The sequence below is a fragment of the Paenibacillus sp. FSL P4-0176 genome (assembly GCF_037975265.1).
GTDB classification, from domain to species: domain Bacteria; phylum Bacillota; class Bacilli; order Paenibacillales; family Paenibacillaceae; genus Paenibacillus; species Paenibacillus amylolyticus.
In genome coordinates this window covers 3008245-3025699 of sequence record NZ_CP150242.1, presented here as the reverse complement: position 1 = coordinate 3025699, position 17455 = coordinate 3008245, and the positions used below count along the sequence as shown (strand labels likewise).

The window sequence follows — 17455 nt, the reverse complement described above, 5'->3', positions numbered from 1 at the left end:
ATTGGTAGAATGTATGGTAACGATAGAAAAAATATTGTTATTCGTTATCTGAATTAAAAATATGAATTAATCAGGGCGTTGTATTTTTTCTTTTCCAACAATGTATACTCGTCTAGGCTCCGTATTCGTATCCGAAGTGGAATGAGTAGTCACTTCGAGCACAAGATAATGATCCTCGTCCTCAGATGTAACGGTATGCTGTTCTCGTGTCTCCCCTTCTATTGGAACCATATCTTCTCCTGAAGCTTCTGTTGCGCGGTACCACTGATAAGAAGGAGTATTAATGTAATCCCCATCAACATCCATTAAATCATAATCAGTGGCAATTGCGTTCTCCATGTAATCCTTCAATTGACCATTCAACACATAAGGCGCATCGTCCACTTGTTGGAAGGTCAACACATAGTCATTGTTTTTCGCGCCAAGTGTTTTGTTGGCATATCCGTTTAACAACGCATTCATATCCCCCAAAGAGGGTTCCGCATTACGATCCACGTCCATTCGGTTCATCTCTACGTAGGTAAAGCCGCGGCGACTTAGCATGTTACGAAGATATTCCAAAAGGTCTGCTGCATCCGCAGAATTCACTTTTCCGTCTGCATTTACATCCCCTTTTTTACTAATGTGAAGTTCAAAGTTATCCGTAACCGTTTCTGGTACATCAGATACTGTATATTTAGCTTTCAATTCGATATTGATTTTGCCGCTCTTGTAAGGAATAACCACCAATGTACTTGTAGGTGTTGGCATATTTTCATCTTGTCTTGTTTCTACATACACCTCAGCTATACTGCTATCACCTGAACTGGCTGTGAGCATATTAAACTCATCGGATCGAAAATGTGTACTTAAATTGATTCTAACTATATTGTTCGTTACCTCGATGGGTACACCGGACACAAAAGAAGGATCGTTTTGTTCTGATGAATAATTTAACCAATGGATACCATCGTTAAGAACAGGTCGTGAAATGTTTATTACCGGACCAATTGCTCCTGCGTTAGCTTGAGAAAGCGTTCCACCTATAGGCAATGCAATGCCCAACCCGAGTGCAGTCAACATGCTTTTTTTCAATATCGGCTTAAGCCGTTTTTTGTTTTGTTTCCCCTTCAATTCATGTTCCTCCTCGTGTACATTTCAAATTTGAACAACTACATGCTCAGTATAACGAGTCATTCTGAACCGATTCTGAACAGGACCATGGAACTATTTCCAGTTGTAATTCGACAAAAAACGCCATGGAGTATGCCTCCATAGCGTTTTGAACACAAATCATTTTCCAGTTCGGATCATATTCACCTAAAATTAAATTCCCTCAACAATCCGTTTGGCTCTAACCTTCACCTCACGGTAAAGTTCATCCTCATCGATCGTGAGCAGCTTTCTGCCTCTCATGAGGATCTGACCATTCACAATCGTGGTGTCCACGTCCGCCCCATTTACGCTGTAAGCCAGTAACGATTCTACCTCATGTACCGGTTGAAGATGTGGTTTCGCCAGATCGATCAGGATCAGATCAGCTTTGCACCCCACCTCAAGCATCCCCACTTCATCCTGTAGACCAAGTAGACTAGCACTTCCGCGTGTAGCCATGCTTAGTACGTCCTTGGCTGGCAAGCGAGTTGGGTCGCCATAATCCAGCTTTTGCAGCCAGGTCGCGGCTTTGATCTCCTCGAACATATCCACGGTTGTGGCACTTCCCGCTCCATCCGTTCCGATTCCAACGTTAATTCCCTGAGCCAACATCTCGGTAATTGGAGCAATTCCACAGCCCAGCTTCAGATTGCTGACTGGATTGTGTGCTACACCGCCGCGCATGCCCTTCAATCTGCCGATGTCCCTGCGATTGAGGTGTACACCATGCGCAAGCAACACATGTGCCTGTTCGAACATACCCGCCTCTTCCAAATACTCCGTCGGAGTCAAGCCATAGCGCTCACGAATCTTCACAACTTCTTCCTTTGTCTCAGCCAGATGAATATGTAGCGGGATATCCTCCTTGACAGCCAGAGCAATGACTTCACGTAGTGGCTCCATGGGACAAGTGTAGGGTGAGTGGGGTCCATACATGGTTGTAATCCGCCCATCGGCCGCTCCAGACCAGCGTTGCACAAGATCGATCGCTTCCTGCAACCTGCGTCCCCCATCATCCTCCATGAATACCATCCCACGTGTAAGCGATGCCCGCATACCCGTTTGCTTAACCGCTTCTGCAATCTCATTCATATGAATGTACATATCCGCAAACGCAGTGGTACCCGAACGGATCATCTCGGCGATGGATAACTTGGCACCCCAATAGATGTCTTCCGGGTTCATCCGTGCTTCAGCAGGCAGCATTTTGCGTTCGAGCCAGTCCATCAGCTTCAGATCATCCGAGAATCCCCGGAGCAGACTCATCGGTGTATGTTGGTGGGCATTAATCAGTCCTGGCATGGCAACCTTATTGCGTCCATCGATAATCTCATCTTGGGGGTGAGGCACAATGTGATCAGCAATATGAGTAATGCGATCACCCTCAACACGAATATCCCCCGTAAAGGGGGCATCGGCATCTTTCATCGTTAGGATCGTAGCTTGCTGAATCAGTATACTCATTACATTCACGGCTCCTCTGAATTGGTTATGGTTCTTGCCATATCCGAGGGTAAGCCTTCACGTAACGGCAAGGTCAAGTCATTTTAATTTTTGGATCGTCATCTTTCTGAAATGTTGTATAAACGGTTTCGGGTCGATTTCGACCATATATGGATATACTCCTGTGCTTGTGTGCAAATAGAAAAATCCACCTTCATCACCCATACGGCGAAATGACATATCAAACACTTCCGTGATGTTGAACTCGCGGTATTTGGTCACGATTTTATCTGAATACAGAATCATGGAGCGGGCATTCATCTCAATCTCTTGGGCGAGACCCGTCACTTCTCTCTGTACTTTGTAATAAGGTAATACAGCAACGCAGTTCATGATCTCCCTCCATTCATGCCATGATTATTGTTCCATCATAGCAGATCGGAGGTTCTCAGCAAAAGAACATGAAACTAGGTGATCTTGGTCGTCACCTTTAGTGGCGTATGAAGTGCATCCTGAATGTCTTGCAAAGAGAGACACTGTTCAATATGAAACACACCATGTGGCAACTCTGTTTTATACACACGTTCTGCCACGGCTGCAGCTACAGCTGCTGTTGCATCGGCTTCCTTTGCACCGACCAGTAGTTGTTCGACGCGGATTTGCTCACCATTTTCCCATCCTACGGCATCGACCTTGACTGCATACATCGGTTCTCCCCCAGGAATAAGGCCAAATGCCTTAACCGTTCCATTCCGAATAGACGGGATACGCAGTAACGAAAACAACCCTGCACGTTTGGAGATTGCCATAGATCTTGTGATCCAGCGGGAGTCCAGACAGAGTCTGGTAGATACGGTTGGAATACGTAACGTCCGAGCAACCACATGCTGATCCGAAAAGTTAAATCGATAGGCCTTCCGCTGCCCAAGTTTTGCTCCAAAATCAATACGTTTGCCATCTCCGAAACTTTGTACCTCAGCAGGTTTGCCCTTTTGCATCACTTGGTAGGTGGCATTCATCTGATCAACGGTCCACTCCACGGCAGCTTTTCCGTGCTTCTCACCAAGTCCCAGCATTACGGTAATGTCTGCTTCCTCCACCTGATCCATATGCATGGTCGCTTCGCGCACAAGCAAATTAGTCACTCCGGGTGATAATCCAACGCTGAGGATCGCGGTCGATTGGGAACGTTGCATTTTGGTGTGCAACTGTTCAACCTGAGCGAGAAAATCATATTTTGCAGAAATATCAATATAGTCGGTTCCGGCTTGTGCGCAGGCTTCAACAAACCGGGTATCGCTCTGATCCACACACATGATTACCAACTTCACAGACCGTAACATTGAAGGCTCCACAGGTTTTGTTACATCCAGTTGAAGCGGTAGCACAGCACCACCTGTAGACCTGCTGAACTCTTCCGCACGGTTCATGCGTGTACCCGCAGCCCATACTTTACCCGGGAACAATTTCCCCAGTTGAGTACATATCATCTGCCCCACTTGACCATAACCACCAACCACCCAGATCTGATCTTTCATAGGGTTCACGCTAGTTTCGAATTGCATAATACCCCTCCACCCAGAACGCCCCGAAGTAACGTGTAATATGTGAGAAACCGCATTCGGTCAGTAGCTGAGTCATCTCTTCAGAGGATATTGGATCGGATTCACGGCCCAGGGAAGCAGCAAAGCGCTCCCACTCTTCAGGAAGGACGCCCACACTCAACATATGATCCTTCCAAGCTTGCATCATGATTGGATGTGCAGGTGAACGAAGATCGGCATTTACAGCCGCAATGATCAGTGGTGCACCCGGTTTAAGTCTAGCTGCGAGGCTGGTCAGAAACGTTCTCTTGGCCTCCATCCCCTGAAGGAAATGTAACATGAGCATGCTTGTCGCCCCATCATATACAATATCCTCCGGCAATTCTTCAACCGTGACAGGTTGCAGTTTCACTCTGGAACCGATGCCTGCTTCCGTGACTCGTTTCTCAGCAAGTTGCAGCATGGGCTGTGATGGATCTACTCCAGTCAATGTCCAACCGGCATGACGTGATCCGAGCAGAGCAATCTCTTTTCCCCCTCCCGCACCGGCAACAAGGATATGAATATCGTTGTTATTCGCGAAAGATGCTGACAGCAGCCGTTCCATTAGATCATGCATATGAGAATAACCCGGAATTTTCAGGGCTATCGATTGTTCGTAACGATGAACATCTGCTGTTTCCCAGCTCATCGGTGATAGATTGTGATTCATGGACACCGCACTCCTCTTGAATTGAAGTTAGACTTGACTCGTTGTTCGTCTAATTTCATTATAGAAGGATACGACGAGCCTACAATCCCAGAACATTGGGATATGCGCACAGAGAGAGGAGTAATCTTGTTGACATCACGTATTGATCGGAACCACAGACTTATCACTTCTCTTGAGAAAGGAACCTGGACCTCACATACCTATCGGGAAGCTGTTCTCAAGCAGATCCATACGGTTATACCTTACGATGCATACTGTTTCACTACCGTTGATCCTCTGACTCTTCTCTCCACAGGAGCCGTGACAGAAGATGGCATTGAGGCCATTCATGATGGGTTATTCATCAATGAATACATGGAAGAAGATATACATAAATACGCTGAATTAATTCGCAGCGGTGAGCATACAGCTACACTTCATACGTCCAACTTACAGCTTGAACAAAGCCCTCGATATATCAACATTCTTCAGCCAGCGGGGTTCGGTGATGAACTACGTGCTGTATTGGTTAGTGGAGACGCTTGCTGGGGATATCTGACCCTATATCGTAAGACAGAAAGTGCTGTCTTTACAGAGGAGGAGCGGTGGATGATTCAGTCCTGGACCGCTTCTATTGCATCGATGCTGCGGTCCACGAGCTTGACACTGATCGATGAGATCACGAGTGAAAGTCCCGAGGAACCCGGAATTTTGATCACCTCAGACACGTTCCAACTCTTATCCCTGAACGCCTCCGCTCAATATTGGCTGTCCCAATTGCGCATGCTGGAACATGTAGGGCCTGATGTTCTGCCCCGTCCGGTACGTGCAGTGAGTTCCCACCTGCAGCGCAAGAATCGGGCAGAACTGGTCGTGGATACTCAGATCGCTCCCGAATCACCCTCCAAAGTTTGCATCCAACTTCCGGATGGGCGTTACCTCATACTTCATGCTAGTCTCATGCAACAGCTTACAGGGCCGGATCAGATTGCTATCCATTTGGAGCAGGCGATGCCACAGGATTTACTGCCCTTGCTCGCTGAAAGCCATGGATTATCCAGTCGAGAGCGGGAACTGCTCGGATATGTGCTACGTAGCTATTCGTCCAAGGAAATTGCTGCTGCGATGCATATTTCCGTCTACACGGTTCAGGATCATTTAAAATCCATTTTCGCCAAAACCAAGGTATCCTCACGTCGCGAGCTCATCTGGTATTTCGTTTCCCGTTTTCAGCTGTCGGATGAACCTGCCATATAAATCTTGAATAATTCTCCAGTATCAAATTAACTATCAAATGAGAAAAAATCAAAAGATGCCAATACGATATCCTCGTAATGGCATCTTTTTCTATAGCTATTGTTTAAAAAGCATAGCGGTAATACAGGGTAACTTCGATGTTTGAACTTTTGATATCGTGCATTCTGCTTTAAAATGCAGCGCACAGTCCTGCCAAGCCGTTTTCCACAAAAAATTCCGACTATATTATTGATTGTGTTATTTGGCTTTTGCTAGTAAATAAAGAAAATATGGAACACTAATAACTGTAATAACGATTCCTGTTGGCACATCTCCTACGAGGCTAACCGTGCGCGTAATCGTGTCAGCCAACACCACGACTAGTCCCCCAGCCAAGCTGGCAGCCGGAATGAGCAATTTGTGATCGGGACCGACCAGTTTTCTGGCCATATGCGGAGCGATCAATCCAACGAAAAAGAAACTACCTCCCACAGCTACACTGCCAGAGGATAAAGCAACAGCAGCGATTGACAACCCCAAGAACTGTCGCTTCACGGAAACACCAAGCCCCTGTGCTGTCTGATTGCCCAAATGGAGGGCATTCAATATGCGAGCCTTGTAAAAAATGTAGCCGAGTAAGATCAAGACCCATGGTGTCAGTATGGAGATATAACCCCAATCATCGCCCCATAGGCTCCCCGCCAGCCAATACAGCATGAAGTTCATCTGCGAATCATCCAGCTTGAGTGTCAAGAAGGTCGTCAGCGCCCCGTACCCGCTTCCTAGCGCGACCCCGGTCAAAATCAAACCGATTGGCGAGATGTCTCGTCCGCGGCGATACGATAATAAGAAGATCAACCCCGCCGCCAATAGTCCGCCAACAAAAGCCAACAGAGGCAGAGCAATAAAGGAACTCTTGCCTGTGGATGCAATGAATACAACGAAGAACAGGACAAACAAACCCGATCCCGAACTAATACCCAGTGTCCCCGGACTAGCCATGTCATTACGCAGCAAACTCTGCATCACGACACCCGCCGCTCCCATTCCCAGACCTACCAAGATCGAAAGTACAATTCGTGGCAAACGAAAATCAAAAACAATCAGATTTTGCTTATCGGTACCGTTTCCTATGAGAACGTTCAGCACTTCTAGCGGTGAAAGATTCATTTTGCCAGAATTCATGCTAATGATCGCAAACACAAGTATGAGCACCATAAGCACTACATTGATGATAATGCCTCGTTTCATCGTATAACGCCGCTTGATCATTCATATTCCCTCCTTTGTCTTCGAGCCAAGAAGAGAAAATACGGCACACCAATGATAGAAAATATAATGGCAATCGGCGTTTCGAACGGTTTATTGATCAAACGTCCAGCCAAATCAGCCGATACGGTCAGCAACGCACCATATAAAGCCGCTGCCGGAATAATGTATCGATAGTCGACACCTACCATATATCGCACAATATGCGGGGTGATCAGACCCACAAAACCAACAGGGCCAACGACAACAACAGCCAATCCAGTCAGCACAAGTACAATAATTGTCGACAAAATCTTGACCAGTCCGCTACGAATGCCGAGTCCACTTGCCACATCATCTCCCAAACTGAGCAATGTAACGGAAGGGGACAGCGCCAGTGCCAGCAGTATACCCCCAACAAAGAGCGGTGAGATAATCAGCAATTCTCCCCATTTGACCCCCGCTGTGCTACCCGCCGTCCAGAATGTCAATGCTCGCCCCAAATCATAATTGATTGCCAAGTACTGACTGAGTGCGCCAAACAACATTGAAATAGACAGACCTGCCAGTACAAGCCGCTGAGGCGTCATTCCGCGATTGCCCAGTGACGCGGTAAAGTAAGTCATACCGGTGGCGATCGCTGCTCCCAGACAAGCGAACAACATCATCTGCCAATACGAATAACCCGGCAGAAAGGCCAGGCATAGTGCAATTGCAAATGCTGCGCCAGAGCTAATCCCCATCAGCCCGGAGTCGGCCAGCGGATTACGCGTTGTCCCCTGCATGATAGCGCCACATACCGCAAGGCTGCACCCAACGATCAGATCAGCTACGGTACGCGGGAGACGCATGGTTTGAATAATTTGATGTTCAGTGAGCATTGGATCAAATCGGAAAATAGCCTCCCATACCGTTGCTAACCTCATATCAGCAGCACCAAACATAATGGATGCCGCCGACATGAGAACCGTTAATCCAAGCCCTATTACCATGTACATGGTGAAGTTCATCGCCCCACGGCGTTTTTGTTCAGGCTTGCTTTTCATCTCGTTTCCCTTTCATCACCTATTTACAATCCAAACGAATATGGATATTAACGTCCATAAATTCGACTGGTCATGTTTGAAAATTTGGAGTGCTCAATTAAAATTTCGTTCTAACTCTTATTTAGCTAATGCTAGCAATTGACTAACAATATAATCAATCAATGCACTGGAAGTCATTACGTCGGTGGACCAAGATAGCGAAGAATCTACCTTTACGATCCGATCATGTTGCACAGCAGGTATGGCATTCCACACTGCATTATCAGCAGCAACGTTTCCATCTCCTAAGAAGATCATATAATCCCCCGAGTAAGCGGGTAATACTTCCATGGAGACATCGCCCCAATATTTATCTGCATCGATAATATCCGTTTGGACTTTTGAAGGTGCCTGCAATTGAAGTTCATCGTAAACAAGCTCGCCAACGGCATGCTTGGCTCCAGCTATGTAGTTACTTTTATCACTGAATTCTCCAACCGTAATGGTTACATCGGATAGGCCCGCATTCTGAAAAGCTAGCTTTGCTTCTTCAATTTTTCCGGTATAAGCATTCAAAACATCCTTAGCCTCTTCCTGTTTGTTCAAAACATCGCTAATAAATTGTATCCGCTCTTCTGTAGTCATATCACCATAGGGAACATAAATGGTGGGGGCAATTTTGGATAAATCATCATACGACTCATCGCTCCATGCCAAAATGATAAGATCCGGCTCAAGCGTCATGATATCTTCCGGCTCCATGGCTACTTTTATGGAGTCTGTAATCTGGTTAGCATAAACAGGCTCTGTCTCTCCCCGTGCAGCTCTAGCAACACCTAAAGGAGTTACACCTAGGGCTACCACATCACCAACCAAATAATCGACTACAACTCGCTGAGGATTGTTAGGTACCTCAACATCACCCTTAACTGTGGATATCGTTCTGGTCTGCGAGACTGCTTCTGAAGCTTTTGTCTCCGACCCTTCTTGTTGTGTCGCCTGCTGTGTCTGCGCAGGTGTTGTATTTGCCGTTCCCCCATTATTCGCTGGCGTCCCCGACGTACATGCCGTCAATAAGAGCATCATGCTTATCGCCGCCGCCAAAATCATTTCTTTACTTCTTAATGTTCCAAACATCGTTGATTCCCCATCTCTATAAGACTTGACTAGACTCGCTAGTTCCCTCTCATCGTAAGGGAGATGAGAATCATTATCAATACCATCAACCTGCATGGATAGTGCGTTTATTTTCCGATAATCACTTGGTGTCATCTTGTAATGCTTCTTAAACATGCGGAACAGGTTTTTCTCATCTGTGAAACCAGCTCCTGTTGCGATTTCTTTAACTGTCGCTTCTGTATGTTTCAAGTCATGACAGGCAGCTTCAATCCTTCTCTGAATGAGATACTCCTGTAAGTTCATCCCTTCCCTTTTTTTGAACAAACGCGTCAATTGTCCACCACTGATCCCAAACATATCGGCAATTTGTTGAAACATAATCGGCTCCCTGTAATGTTTATCGAGATATACCTTGGCAGAACAGGCTGGATCTGGCTGGAGATACCGAATCTCACCACCCTCCAAATCCCTGTACACCTCATGAATCAATTGATATAGAAAACTTTTGGCCTGTAGCTGATCCATCGCTTTGCCACGTTTCCAGCCATTCATCATTCGTTGGAACCAATCACGTAGCAAGATGGGATTACTTGGCGTATAACCAAACTGTTGAACAAATGGATTTACTTGCTCCAGTAATTGTTGCAGATGTTTCTTGAAAAAGAGAGGTGATTCTGCTCTATAAAACACCATAAAGGTCTTCACCATCTCCTCTTTAGGCGTAATACTGAGCAGGCTCCCCTTCCCGCCGTGAACTAAACCGAAGCGTTCCATTGCAAATGTGGTTTCATTCAGTTGGATTTGCGCTTCACCCCCATATGCATAGATAAACATGCTACTAGGCATTTTATATTGCTCCAACGGGTATTGTGACGCTACATTCTGAAAGCGTACATCTATTAATGTAATAATCGAACGTGTCCAGATACTGGCCATCATATCAATCATCTCCGGTGTAAATCCCTGTCTTGCTTCTTCCTCTTGCATCTATCCGCACTCCTCGTTTCACTTTTTCCAATGTATACATCACTCAATAATTGATATTGATTATCAATATCACATTTGATCAGGTAAGTATATATCATTAAGTGATATTGGGGAACAGGCAGTGGACGTTATGCTTTCCATCCGTTTTCGTAAAAAACTAAAAAGGAACACCTGATAGTACAAAAAAGAAGCCTGATCCATATGGATCAGGCTTCTTCATTATGTTTATTGTATTTAACAAGATTACGTAGTCACCATGTTTCTCTTGTCACCTGCGACCAAATTTATTAAGACTTTGCAGGTTTCCGAGAAGGTTTGGCGGAGCTGGATTTTTTATTCTTTTTCTTACTTACTTCCACAACCACAGGCTCCTGTGGGTGTTCCACCGGGTACATTTTACGGAACAATAATGTCTGTAGTACCAGGAATGAACCCCCAACGGTCCAGTAGAGCGGCATCGCTGCCGGAGCTGTAAGAGAAAAGAATGCCATCATCAATGGGGAGAGATAACCCATAATGGCGAACTGTTTTCGCTGCTCAGGCGCCATATTGGCTTGTGATACCTTGGCTTGAATCAAATATATGACCGCGACCACCACAGCGAGTACGTAGTCCGGTGCTCCCAGTTTGAACCACAGGAACGAGTGGGAGGACAACTCCGGTGTAAGTCGGATGGCTGTGTAAATACCTGAAAGTATAGGCAACTGAATGAGCATCGGCAAGCAGCCAATATTCAGCGGATTGAACTTATGTTTCTTGTATAGTTCCATCGTTTCCTGAGACAACTTTTGCTTATCAGCAGGATCATTTTTGCCTTCATATTTTTTCTTGAGCGCATCCATCTCGGGTTTCATGGCGTTCATGATGACTCGTGTTCCCTGCTGGGACTTGGCTTGACGCATCATCAAGGGCAACAATGCTAAACGAATGACCAGCGTAATCACGATAATCGCGACCCCGTAGCTTCCGTTAAATATGGTAGCAATATGCTGAATCAGATACGACAGTGGAAATACAATGTAGTGATTAAAAAATCCCGGTGTCGATGAAGTAATCTCCGACACGTTGTTGCTGCATCCGGCAAGCAGCATGACTGCAAACAAAATGACAATCAGGCCATAGATCCGTCCCTTGCCCGATCTAAAAGTGAATCCCTTGTTAGTCTTATGTTCCATATATATCCTCCTCGTTGATTTGTTGACCAATCGTTCAACGAGGAATGACAATCTGGTTCATCTTCATCGGGCGCTTCTCTTCGTCTAATCATGCGACTCCAGTCTTCCTGTCTATGCTGTCTGTCCAAACACAGGGCGGGAAGTACAGGTTCAAGTCCACCACCGGCGCCACCTTCCATCCAGTACTCTGTCATGCCACAATGAAGATGGGCAATATAGGCATAACTGACGGTGAAGATGAGTCCAATCGAAAATAAATATGGTAATAACTCCTGCAGTTCAAACAAGGGATTCACCCCCTTTATAGGTTAGTTTTTATATTATAACACTTACATATTGTTTTTGCATAAATTCGTACGTGAAAACAACTACTATTCAGCTATTCCGTTCTCAATTTGGACATTTCTAGCTCAGCTCGGTGTCTCGCCACGTTATAAGAAGGCCATGAACGATCTGATGCATCCTCGTCCAGGTAGGCTTGACGTTCCAGCATTTCCCTCTTAAGATCCGGATACTCCTCCTGAGCAAACTCTCGAAGTAACGGAACTGCATCTGCCGACAGACTTGCCAGATAGGTTGCATCAATATTGCCAGTCTGATGATAACGTTCAATATTCAGCTCGGCAATCCGTTTATCCATGCCCACATAATTGACAGCAACATAAGCTGTGAGCGCCAGCACGATATACCAGCGGATCAGCGGTATTGATGTGTACCGTATACGAAGGCCAGCAATCAGCAACAGGAGTGCGAGGAAGATCATGAATGCGTGTACCAGGAAGCGGATGTACGTATATCCATATGCCTGCTCATACAGATTTAGGCGCATAAACGCGGAATACAACATAATTGCTGAACAACTGACCAGAATCAAGAGAAGTACCTGATGCACGATGGAACCCGTTTTGCCACTCGAACGGGTATACTGCAAAGCAACAATAAGAATAAAGAAGTTAATACCAGTGACGAGAATTAACTCTGCGAATCCACTTCTCGCATAATCTGCGTAAGACAGATCTACCGGAAGATGCCCCTCTCCTGCACCAAACAGATACGAAAACTGTACAAGTACAAACAAAACGTACACACAGTTAATGACAATCAGCATCGTCCCCACAATGATGGGGTCCAATCTGAATGGTTCCCGATGAACCGGAGTGCGTTCGGGCTCGGGTGTAATCTTATTGGTAACCTGAACTTCAGTTGCCGGGTCCACAGGAGAGAATATATAGTTGTGATCACGCTTATCAACCGTGGATACTGCTCCATTTTTCCAATGTGCGTTCGCTCTCTTCTCTGCCTCATATTGCATTGGCTGTACAAATCCCCATACATAACCAAACAGCAATACACCTGCGATGACAATCCAGATGATTCTCGGTATCCCTGGAGTAAAAGCCAATTGATTCAGCCACTCCGGAAAACCGGCTAAATACTGATCAAAGACCCCGTCAGCGGAGGACAGTAATGCAACGACTACAATGAGGATAGGCAAGGACGCCACAAGACCAATGAGCACTTTGAAAACAACTGTTTTCTGGGATTTGCCCATGCCACGCCCGCCTGCTCTCACAGCAATAGCAGCAACAGTCCCCCAATGACGTATGGCTTGAGGTAGCAAGTGGTCAATAGCCGTACCAATCAAACCAATCTCCCACCACTGCTTCTGTTTTCTGCCCATCAGATACGTCATATGTAAGATAACTACGCCAGGTATGACCAGAAAATTAAGAACATACAGCAGTTCATTGTCGTATAACAGAAACGTTAGCGACAACAATAGCACTACAGCCGCTACAAAAGCATCAATGAACTTGAAAGACCTCATGCGATCCCTTGCAAACAGATACATGAACACATAAAAGAGAATTACAAAGATAGGATACGATACGCCAATCTCATTACCATAGAATAAATACTGGTGAATGATCGCCAGCATCCATGCAGACAGTAGCGTGATTAGAGCGCGTTGCGGTGAAGCCATTATTTTATCAATCATGGGAAAAACCTCCATTAACCTTTCTATGCTATATTCTAGATGATAAAATAGGAATATAAATAGAAATTAAAATCGACAAAACTTCTTATTTTAGAGGAATACGTTAGAGTTCACCTCCAGGAGGGAATCAACACTTGAAATTACATCAGCAATATCTGCTGTTGCATCGTCATTACGGTCACCATACAGAACATGAACTTACACTCGCCGATCTCGCGGAGTTGCTAAATTGTACACACCGCAATACGTTAACGATTGTCAAAAAGATGGTTGCCCATGATTGGATTCGTTGGGTTTCCCAGCGTGGCCGGGGTCGGCGTTCTTCACTGACCTTGCTTGTTCCGGCTGATCAAATCGCCGCAGAATATATGATGCAGGCCATGAATCGCCGGGAGTTACAGGAAGCTGCCGAGCAGGTGAGCGCATTCTCCAGTTCAACAATCATGCAGGATCATCTAAACCAGTGGTTGCTTGGATATTCAGGACATCATACGGAAGCCGGCACCAATAATGAGCAGATTGATACCCTTCGGTTGCCCCTGCGCCAACAGCTTCATGCCCTTGATCCGCTGTTCATTAATCTATTAGCTGAATCCTTTGTTACCAGCCATGTCTTTGACGGGTTGGTTCAGCGGGGTGAACAGGGAGAGATCCTCCCATGTCTCGCTCATACCTGGGATGTCAGTGCAGACCGAAAGACCTGGATCTTTTATTTGCGAAAAGGTATTACATTTCACGATGGTCAGTTGTTGACGGCCTATGATATAGTGCATACGTTTGAACGACTGCAATCTACAGATCGCCGGACACTGTACCGTGATGTAAGTAAACAGATTCTATCTATTGAAGCGGTCGATTCCTTAACCGTGTGTTTCCAGCTCAAAAATCCTCATGAATTGTTTTTGTCCTTCCTGACAACAAGTCGTGCGGCGATTGTACCCTCACCAGGAACAAACGAACATAAGATGAAGCATTCGAGTGATGTGCATGGGATGCAAAAACCTGTTGGGACGGGACCGTTCAAGGTCACCGCCTGGGATGATCACTTGTGCAGACTTGAAGCCTTTTCATCGTATTTTCAGGGTAGAGCACATATGGACCGGGTAGATATCCTGCAAATTCCGTGGAGTGCCTCGGCAAAAATGGACGATAGCCAAGATATCGAAACTCCGTTCTTTCATCTTGTTCATAATCCGTCTTCGTCTGCGGGTGCAGACTGGACACAGATTAGTGCAGGTGTAATGGTTCATAAATTACTCACGTGTAATACACAAAAAACCGGACCGTTAAACGATCCGGAAGTAAGAGCACACCTTCAGTCATGCCTTGCTGGAATGTATAGAGATGACGGACATGCAGATGACTCTGAAGTCGTGGAGACTGATTTTAGTGCGGTGAATACCAAGAAAGTCCAGGTTTACTCGGAGGGATTTAGCGATATATCGATAAGTTCCGTATCCTCCAGTCCCATATCCTTGCACATTGCAACCATTCCACAATATCGCAGGGATGCTAAAAATCTGGCGTCCATACTGGAGCAGTGCGGTTTCTCTTGTACCGTCCGTACTGCAACGATGGAGCAGTTCAAAGGAAATCTGCGGCTGGAGTCCGATCTGATTCTCTTCTCGCTGATTCGGGACAGGGATGAAGAACTGCGCAGGTATGATCTCTACTCCACGTTATCTGAGCATCTGGAAGATTCTGCTCGTATAACGATCCATGAGATCTTGCAAACCATCGTCGCCTCTCCCATCGCAGCAGATCGAACTTCTGAATTAGATCGCATTGAGCAATTTTTGGTTGATCAGAATTTACTGTTCCATTTATCCGAAAAACCGGTAGAAACCGCTTATCTGCCTTCCGTGCGTGGTCTATCTTTCAACAGCCAGGGCTGGGTAAACCTGCGTCATATCTGGTTTCCTTCTGACGTGCGAGCAAGTCAGTTTGATTAGACATCGTATTATATTTACTTATACCATCCGATCACGTGTCTTTTTTATTTTGACAATATCGTGATCGGATGTCTCTGTTTGCTTCTCAATAAAATGGTATCTTTACGACGATATACTCCAAGCAGTAAACCCATCATGGCGTATTCTAATATTATATGAATGCCGCGCCCGATAAAAGGAAAGTTGACACTGACAATTGGAACCTTCCCGGTAGTCATCGCAAGAGAATATAACATTTGCAAAGCGAACGTGATTGTAATACTGAAAATAATCATTCGACCAAAACCATCCCTAATACAAGGCAACGTCTTTAACATACTGGCAATAAACCATACGATTCCAAGCAATAGCAAAATGCCTGCTGACCAGCCAAACACATCAATAAGCATCACACCGGGATAGTCCATATAAAACCTTTGGGAAATTCCAAAGGTTATGTCAAAACCGTTGCCCCACCATCCGGCGGACTGAAGGATACTTATAATTGAACGGTTATACTCGAAGTTCCCCAGCAGATCATTCTGAAGATTCAAAACGACAGAGAGTCTCTCAAAGCGCTTGTATTCACCTGTCAAAAACAACTGCAACATAATAACACTTCCGGTTATTGTAGCTCCGATGAAAGTATAGAGCCATTTTCGTGTAATCCAGGCAAGCATGATCAGCGTTGCCGTTCCGAACAGAAACAATCGTACCCAATCTGAAGCTTGAAATAGGCTATAAGACGGCAAAGCCACAAGAAGCATATATGTTGAGACGGATTGTACATCACACTTGGTGCTCAACTTATCCAGCATAATTGCACCTATGGCGAGAGGCAATACCCACATCGATGTCGTTGTAAGATCAATTGTAAAACCGAATATGCTCCAGAACCGTTGTACACCGTAATCAAACGGTGATACCAGCGGATTAATCCACAACATACCACTTAACAAAATATAGATCCACCAGGCAGCTTTTTTCCATTTTTGATAATCAAAATACATCAAAAACACCATCAGTATTAAACCAAAAATGGTATACATCAAATGACTTATATATATCAACTGATAGTTTTCATCTGAAATATTTGTCGTATAAATCCACATCAGCAGCAGGCTTATTATTAGCAAACTGGCAAGTCCCGTTAACAGACCCCAATGCATTCGATGCCGATGCAATCGGTGCATACTCTTGCCTACGACAGCGGGATCACCCATCTGTTCAATGGCATATGCAATTGCTTCTTCCTCTGTATAACCTTCTTGTTCTTTATCCAAAATCATCTCTTCCATGTGGTTTCCCAACTCATCACGCAAGTCATTATGTACTTCGCGAGCTTTAACCTGAACACACATGTGATCAAGATAATGCTGAATTCGCTCATGTCGATTCGTCATGTCAGGCCTCCTTCCCCAAGCACCCGATCCACAGCTCGACGGAACAAATTCCACTCTGCTTTTTTACTTTGTAAGGCCTCCATCCCCTTGTCACAAATCGAATAATATTTCCGTTTACGGCCTTCGACCTCCATCCAGTACGACTCTACCCATCCTTCAATCTCCATGGCATGCAAAATAGGGTATAACGTGCCCTCTTTCAGATTAAACACACCCTCGGATTGACGATGTAGTTCCTTAATTAATTCATAACCATACAACGGTCGTTCCTGAAGCAGGGTCAGAATCAATGTTTCGGTACTGCCTTTAATCATTTGTTTGTTAACCTGCAACGCACTCACTCCTTCCTTTTCAATTCATTTAGCAAGAGTTTTAGATTTCGAAAAATACACTTTTAAAGCTCTTCTTTTCATATACATCGGAAACCTATGCATAGAACAACTAGGTATGATATTACTTTATCCTTCCTTTTCTGTCTAGCCAACAAGCTTCTTTATTTATGTTAAAATAAACAAGTCCT

General features: G+C 45.3%; 15 protein-coding genes. 2 read left to right on the top strand and 13 right to left on the bottom strand.

The features are described 5' to 3' along the window. Positions 1-66: 66 nt before the first annotated feature. The 5 genes from MKY95_RS13980 to MKY95_RS13960 form a co-directional block, all read right to left on the bottom strand. Positions 67-1113 (bottom strand): hypothetical protein, encoded by a 1047-nt coding sequence (locus MKY95_RS13980; protein WP_076318085.1) that lies wholly within the window; start codon positions 1111-1113, stop codon positions 67-69. Between the two features lie 192 nt (positions 1114-1305). Then, the gene (locus tag MKY95_RS13975; RefSeq protein ID WP_076318086.1) at positions 1306-2598 is read right to left on the bottom strand and encodes an amidohydrolase; all 1293 of its coding nucleotides are present in this window, start codon (positions 2596-2598) and stop codon (positions 1306-1308) included. A 78-nt stretch (positions 2599-2676) separates the two neighbouring features. Further along, on the bottom strand, positions 2677-2970 hold the full coding sequence (locus MKY95_RS13970; RefSeq protein ID WP_036608638.1) for a hypothetical protein: 294 nt from the start codon (positions 2968-2970) through the stop codon (positions 2677-2679). 74 nt (positions 2971-3044) lie between these two features. Further along, positions 3045-4142 (bottom strand): saccharopine dehydrogenase NADP-binding domain-containing protein, encoded by a 1098-nt coding sequence (locus tag MKY95_RS13965; RefSeq protein ID WP_076318087.1) that lies wholly within the window; start codon positions 4140-4142, stop codon positions 3045-3047. After that, complete coding sequence (locus tag MKY95_RS13960; protein ID WP_036608640.1) at positions 4126-4833, bottom strand: class I SAM-dependent methyltransferase; 708 nt, start codon at positions 4831-4833, stop codon at positions 4126-4128. Before MKY95_RS13960 ends, MKY95_RS13965 begins: the two co-directional genes overlap by 17 nt. A gap of 129 nt (positions 4834-4962) precedes the next feature. Here MKY95_RS13960 and MKY95_RS13955 point away from each other — a divergent pair, with 129 nt between their 5' ends. Further along, a complete protein-coding gene (locus MKY95_RS13955; RefSeq protein ID WP_245838103.1) occupies positions 4963-6069 on the top strand; it encodes a LuxR family transcriptional regulator in 1107 nt (368 codons plus the stop codon). A gap of 237 nt (positions 6070-6306) precedes the next feature. Here MKY95_RS13955 and MKY95_RS13950 read toward each other — a convergent pair whose 3' ends face one another. From MKY95_RS13950 to MKY95_RS13925, 6 genes are all read right to left on the bottom strand, one after another. Beyond that, a complete protein-coding gene (locus MKY95_RS13950) occupies positions 6307-7320 on the bottom strand; it encodes an iron ABC transporter permease (RefSeq protein WP_017688818.1) in 1014 nt (337 codons plus the stop codon). After that, positions 7317-8342: an iron ABC transporter permease gene (locus MKY95_RS13945; RefSeq protein WP_051447083.1), complete on the bottom strand. Its 1026-nt coding sequence runs from the start codon at positions 8340-8342 to the stop codon at positions 7317-7319. The genes MKY95_RS13950 and MKY95_RS13945 overlap by 4 nt, the downstream gene beginning before the upstream one ends. 117 nt (positions 8343-8459) lie before the next feature. Further along, a complete protein-coding gene (locus MKY95_RS13940) occupies positions 8460-10427 on the bottom strand; it encodes an AraC family transcriptional regulator (RefSeq protein WP_076318089.1) in 1968 nt (655 codons plus the stop codon). Positions 10428-10714: 287 nt separating this feature from the next. Next, positions 10715-11602 carry a membrane protein insertase YidC gene (gene yidC, locus MKY95_RS13935; protein ID WP_076318090.1) on the bottom strand — a complete coding sequence of 296 codons (888 nt, stop codon included), beginning with the start codon at positions 11600-11602 and terminating at the stop codon, positions 10715-10717. Continuing rightward, positions 11539-11889, bottom strand: a complete 351-nt coding sequence (locus MKY95_RS13930; protein ID WP_176872672.1) for a hypothetical protein — start codon at positions 11887-11889, stop codon at positions 11539-11541. Before MKY95_RS13930 ends, yidC begins: the two co-directional genes overlap by 64 nt. 92 nt (positions 11890-11981) lie before the next feature. Beyond that, entirely contained in the window at positions 11982-13601 is a 1620-nt protein-coding gene (locus tag MKY95_RS13925) for a DUF4173 domain-containing protein (protein WP_076318091.1), read from the bottom strand. 134 nt (positions 13602-13735) lie between these two features. Between MKY95_RS13925 and MKY95_RS13920 the strand changes: the two genes are divergently transcribed. Then, positions 13736-15553, top strand: a complete 1818-nt coding sequence (locus MKY95_RS13920; RefSeq protein ID WP_076318092.1) for an ABC transporter substrate-binding protein — start codon at positions 13736-13738, stop codon at positions 15551-15553. A 44-nt stretch (positions 15554-15597) separates the two neighbouring features. Here the strand turns inward: MKY95_RS13920 and MKY95_RS13915 are convergent, their stop codons facing one another. Then, positions 15598-16935: an FtsW/RodA/SpoVE family cell cycle protein gene (locus tag MKY95_RS13915; protein ID WP_076318093.1), complete on the bottom strand. Its 1338-nt coding sequence runs from the start codon at positions 16933-16935 to the stop codon at positions 15598-15600. Beyond that, the gene (locus MKY95_RS13910; protein ID WP_076318094.1) at positions 16932-17267 is read right to left on the bottom strand and encodes a helix-turn-helix transcriptional regulator; all 336 of its coding nucleotides are present in this window, start codon (positions 17265-17267) and stop codon (positions 16932-16934) included. The genes MKY95_RS13915 and MKY95_RS13910 overlap by 4 nt, the downstream gene beginning before the upstream one ends. Between the last annotated feature and the right edge of the window lie 188 nt (positions 17268-17455).

Bases quoted from the DNA above. Each gene is read 5' to 3' on its own strand.
- MKY95_RS13975 (WP_076318086.1), bottom strand. From the start codon at position 2,598: ATGAGTATACTGATTCAGCAAGCTACGATCCTAACGATGAAAGATGCC.
- MKY95_RS13970 (WP_036608638.1), bottom strand. From the start codon at position 2,970: ATGAACTGCGTTGCTGTATTACCTTATTACAAAGTACAGAGAGAAGTG.
- MKY95_RS13965 (WP_076318087.1), bottom strand. From the start codon at position 4,142: ATGCAATTCGAAACTAGCGTGAACCCTATGAAAGATCAGATCTGGGTG.
- MKY95_RS13960 (WP_036608640.1), bottom strand. From the start codon at position 4,833: ATGAATCACAATCTATCACCGATGAGCTGGGAAACAGCAGATGTTCAT.
- MKY95_RS13950 (WP_017688818.1), bottom strand. From the start codon at position 7,320: ATGATCAAGCGGCGTTATACGATGAAACGAGGCATTATCATCAATGTA.
- MKY95_RS13945 (WP_051447083.1), bottom strand. From the start codon at position 8,342: ATGAAAAGCAAGCCTGAACAAAAACGCCGTGGGGCGATGAACTTCACC.
- MKY95_RS13940 (WP_076318089.1), bottom strand. From the start codon at position 10,427: ATGCAAGAGGAAGAAGCAAGACAGGGATTTACACCGGAGATGATTGAT.
- yidC (WP_076318090.1), bottom strand. From the start codon at position 11,602: ATGGAACATAAGACTAACAAGGGATTCACTTTTAGATCGGGCAAGGGA.
- MKY95_RS13925 (WP_076318091.1), bottom strand. From the start codon at position 13,601: ATGATTGATAAAATAATGGCTTCACCGCAACGCGCTCTAATCACGCTA.
- MKY95_RS13915 (WP_076318093.1), bottom strand. From the start codon at position 16,935: ATGACGAATCGACATGAGCGAATTCAGCATTATCTTGATCACATGTGT.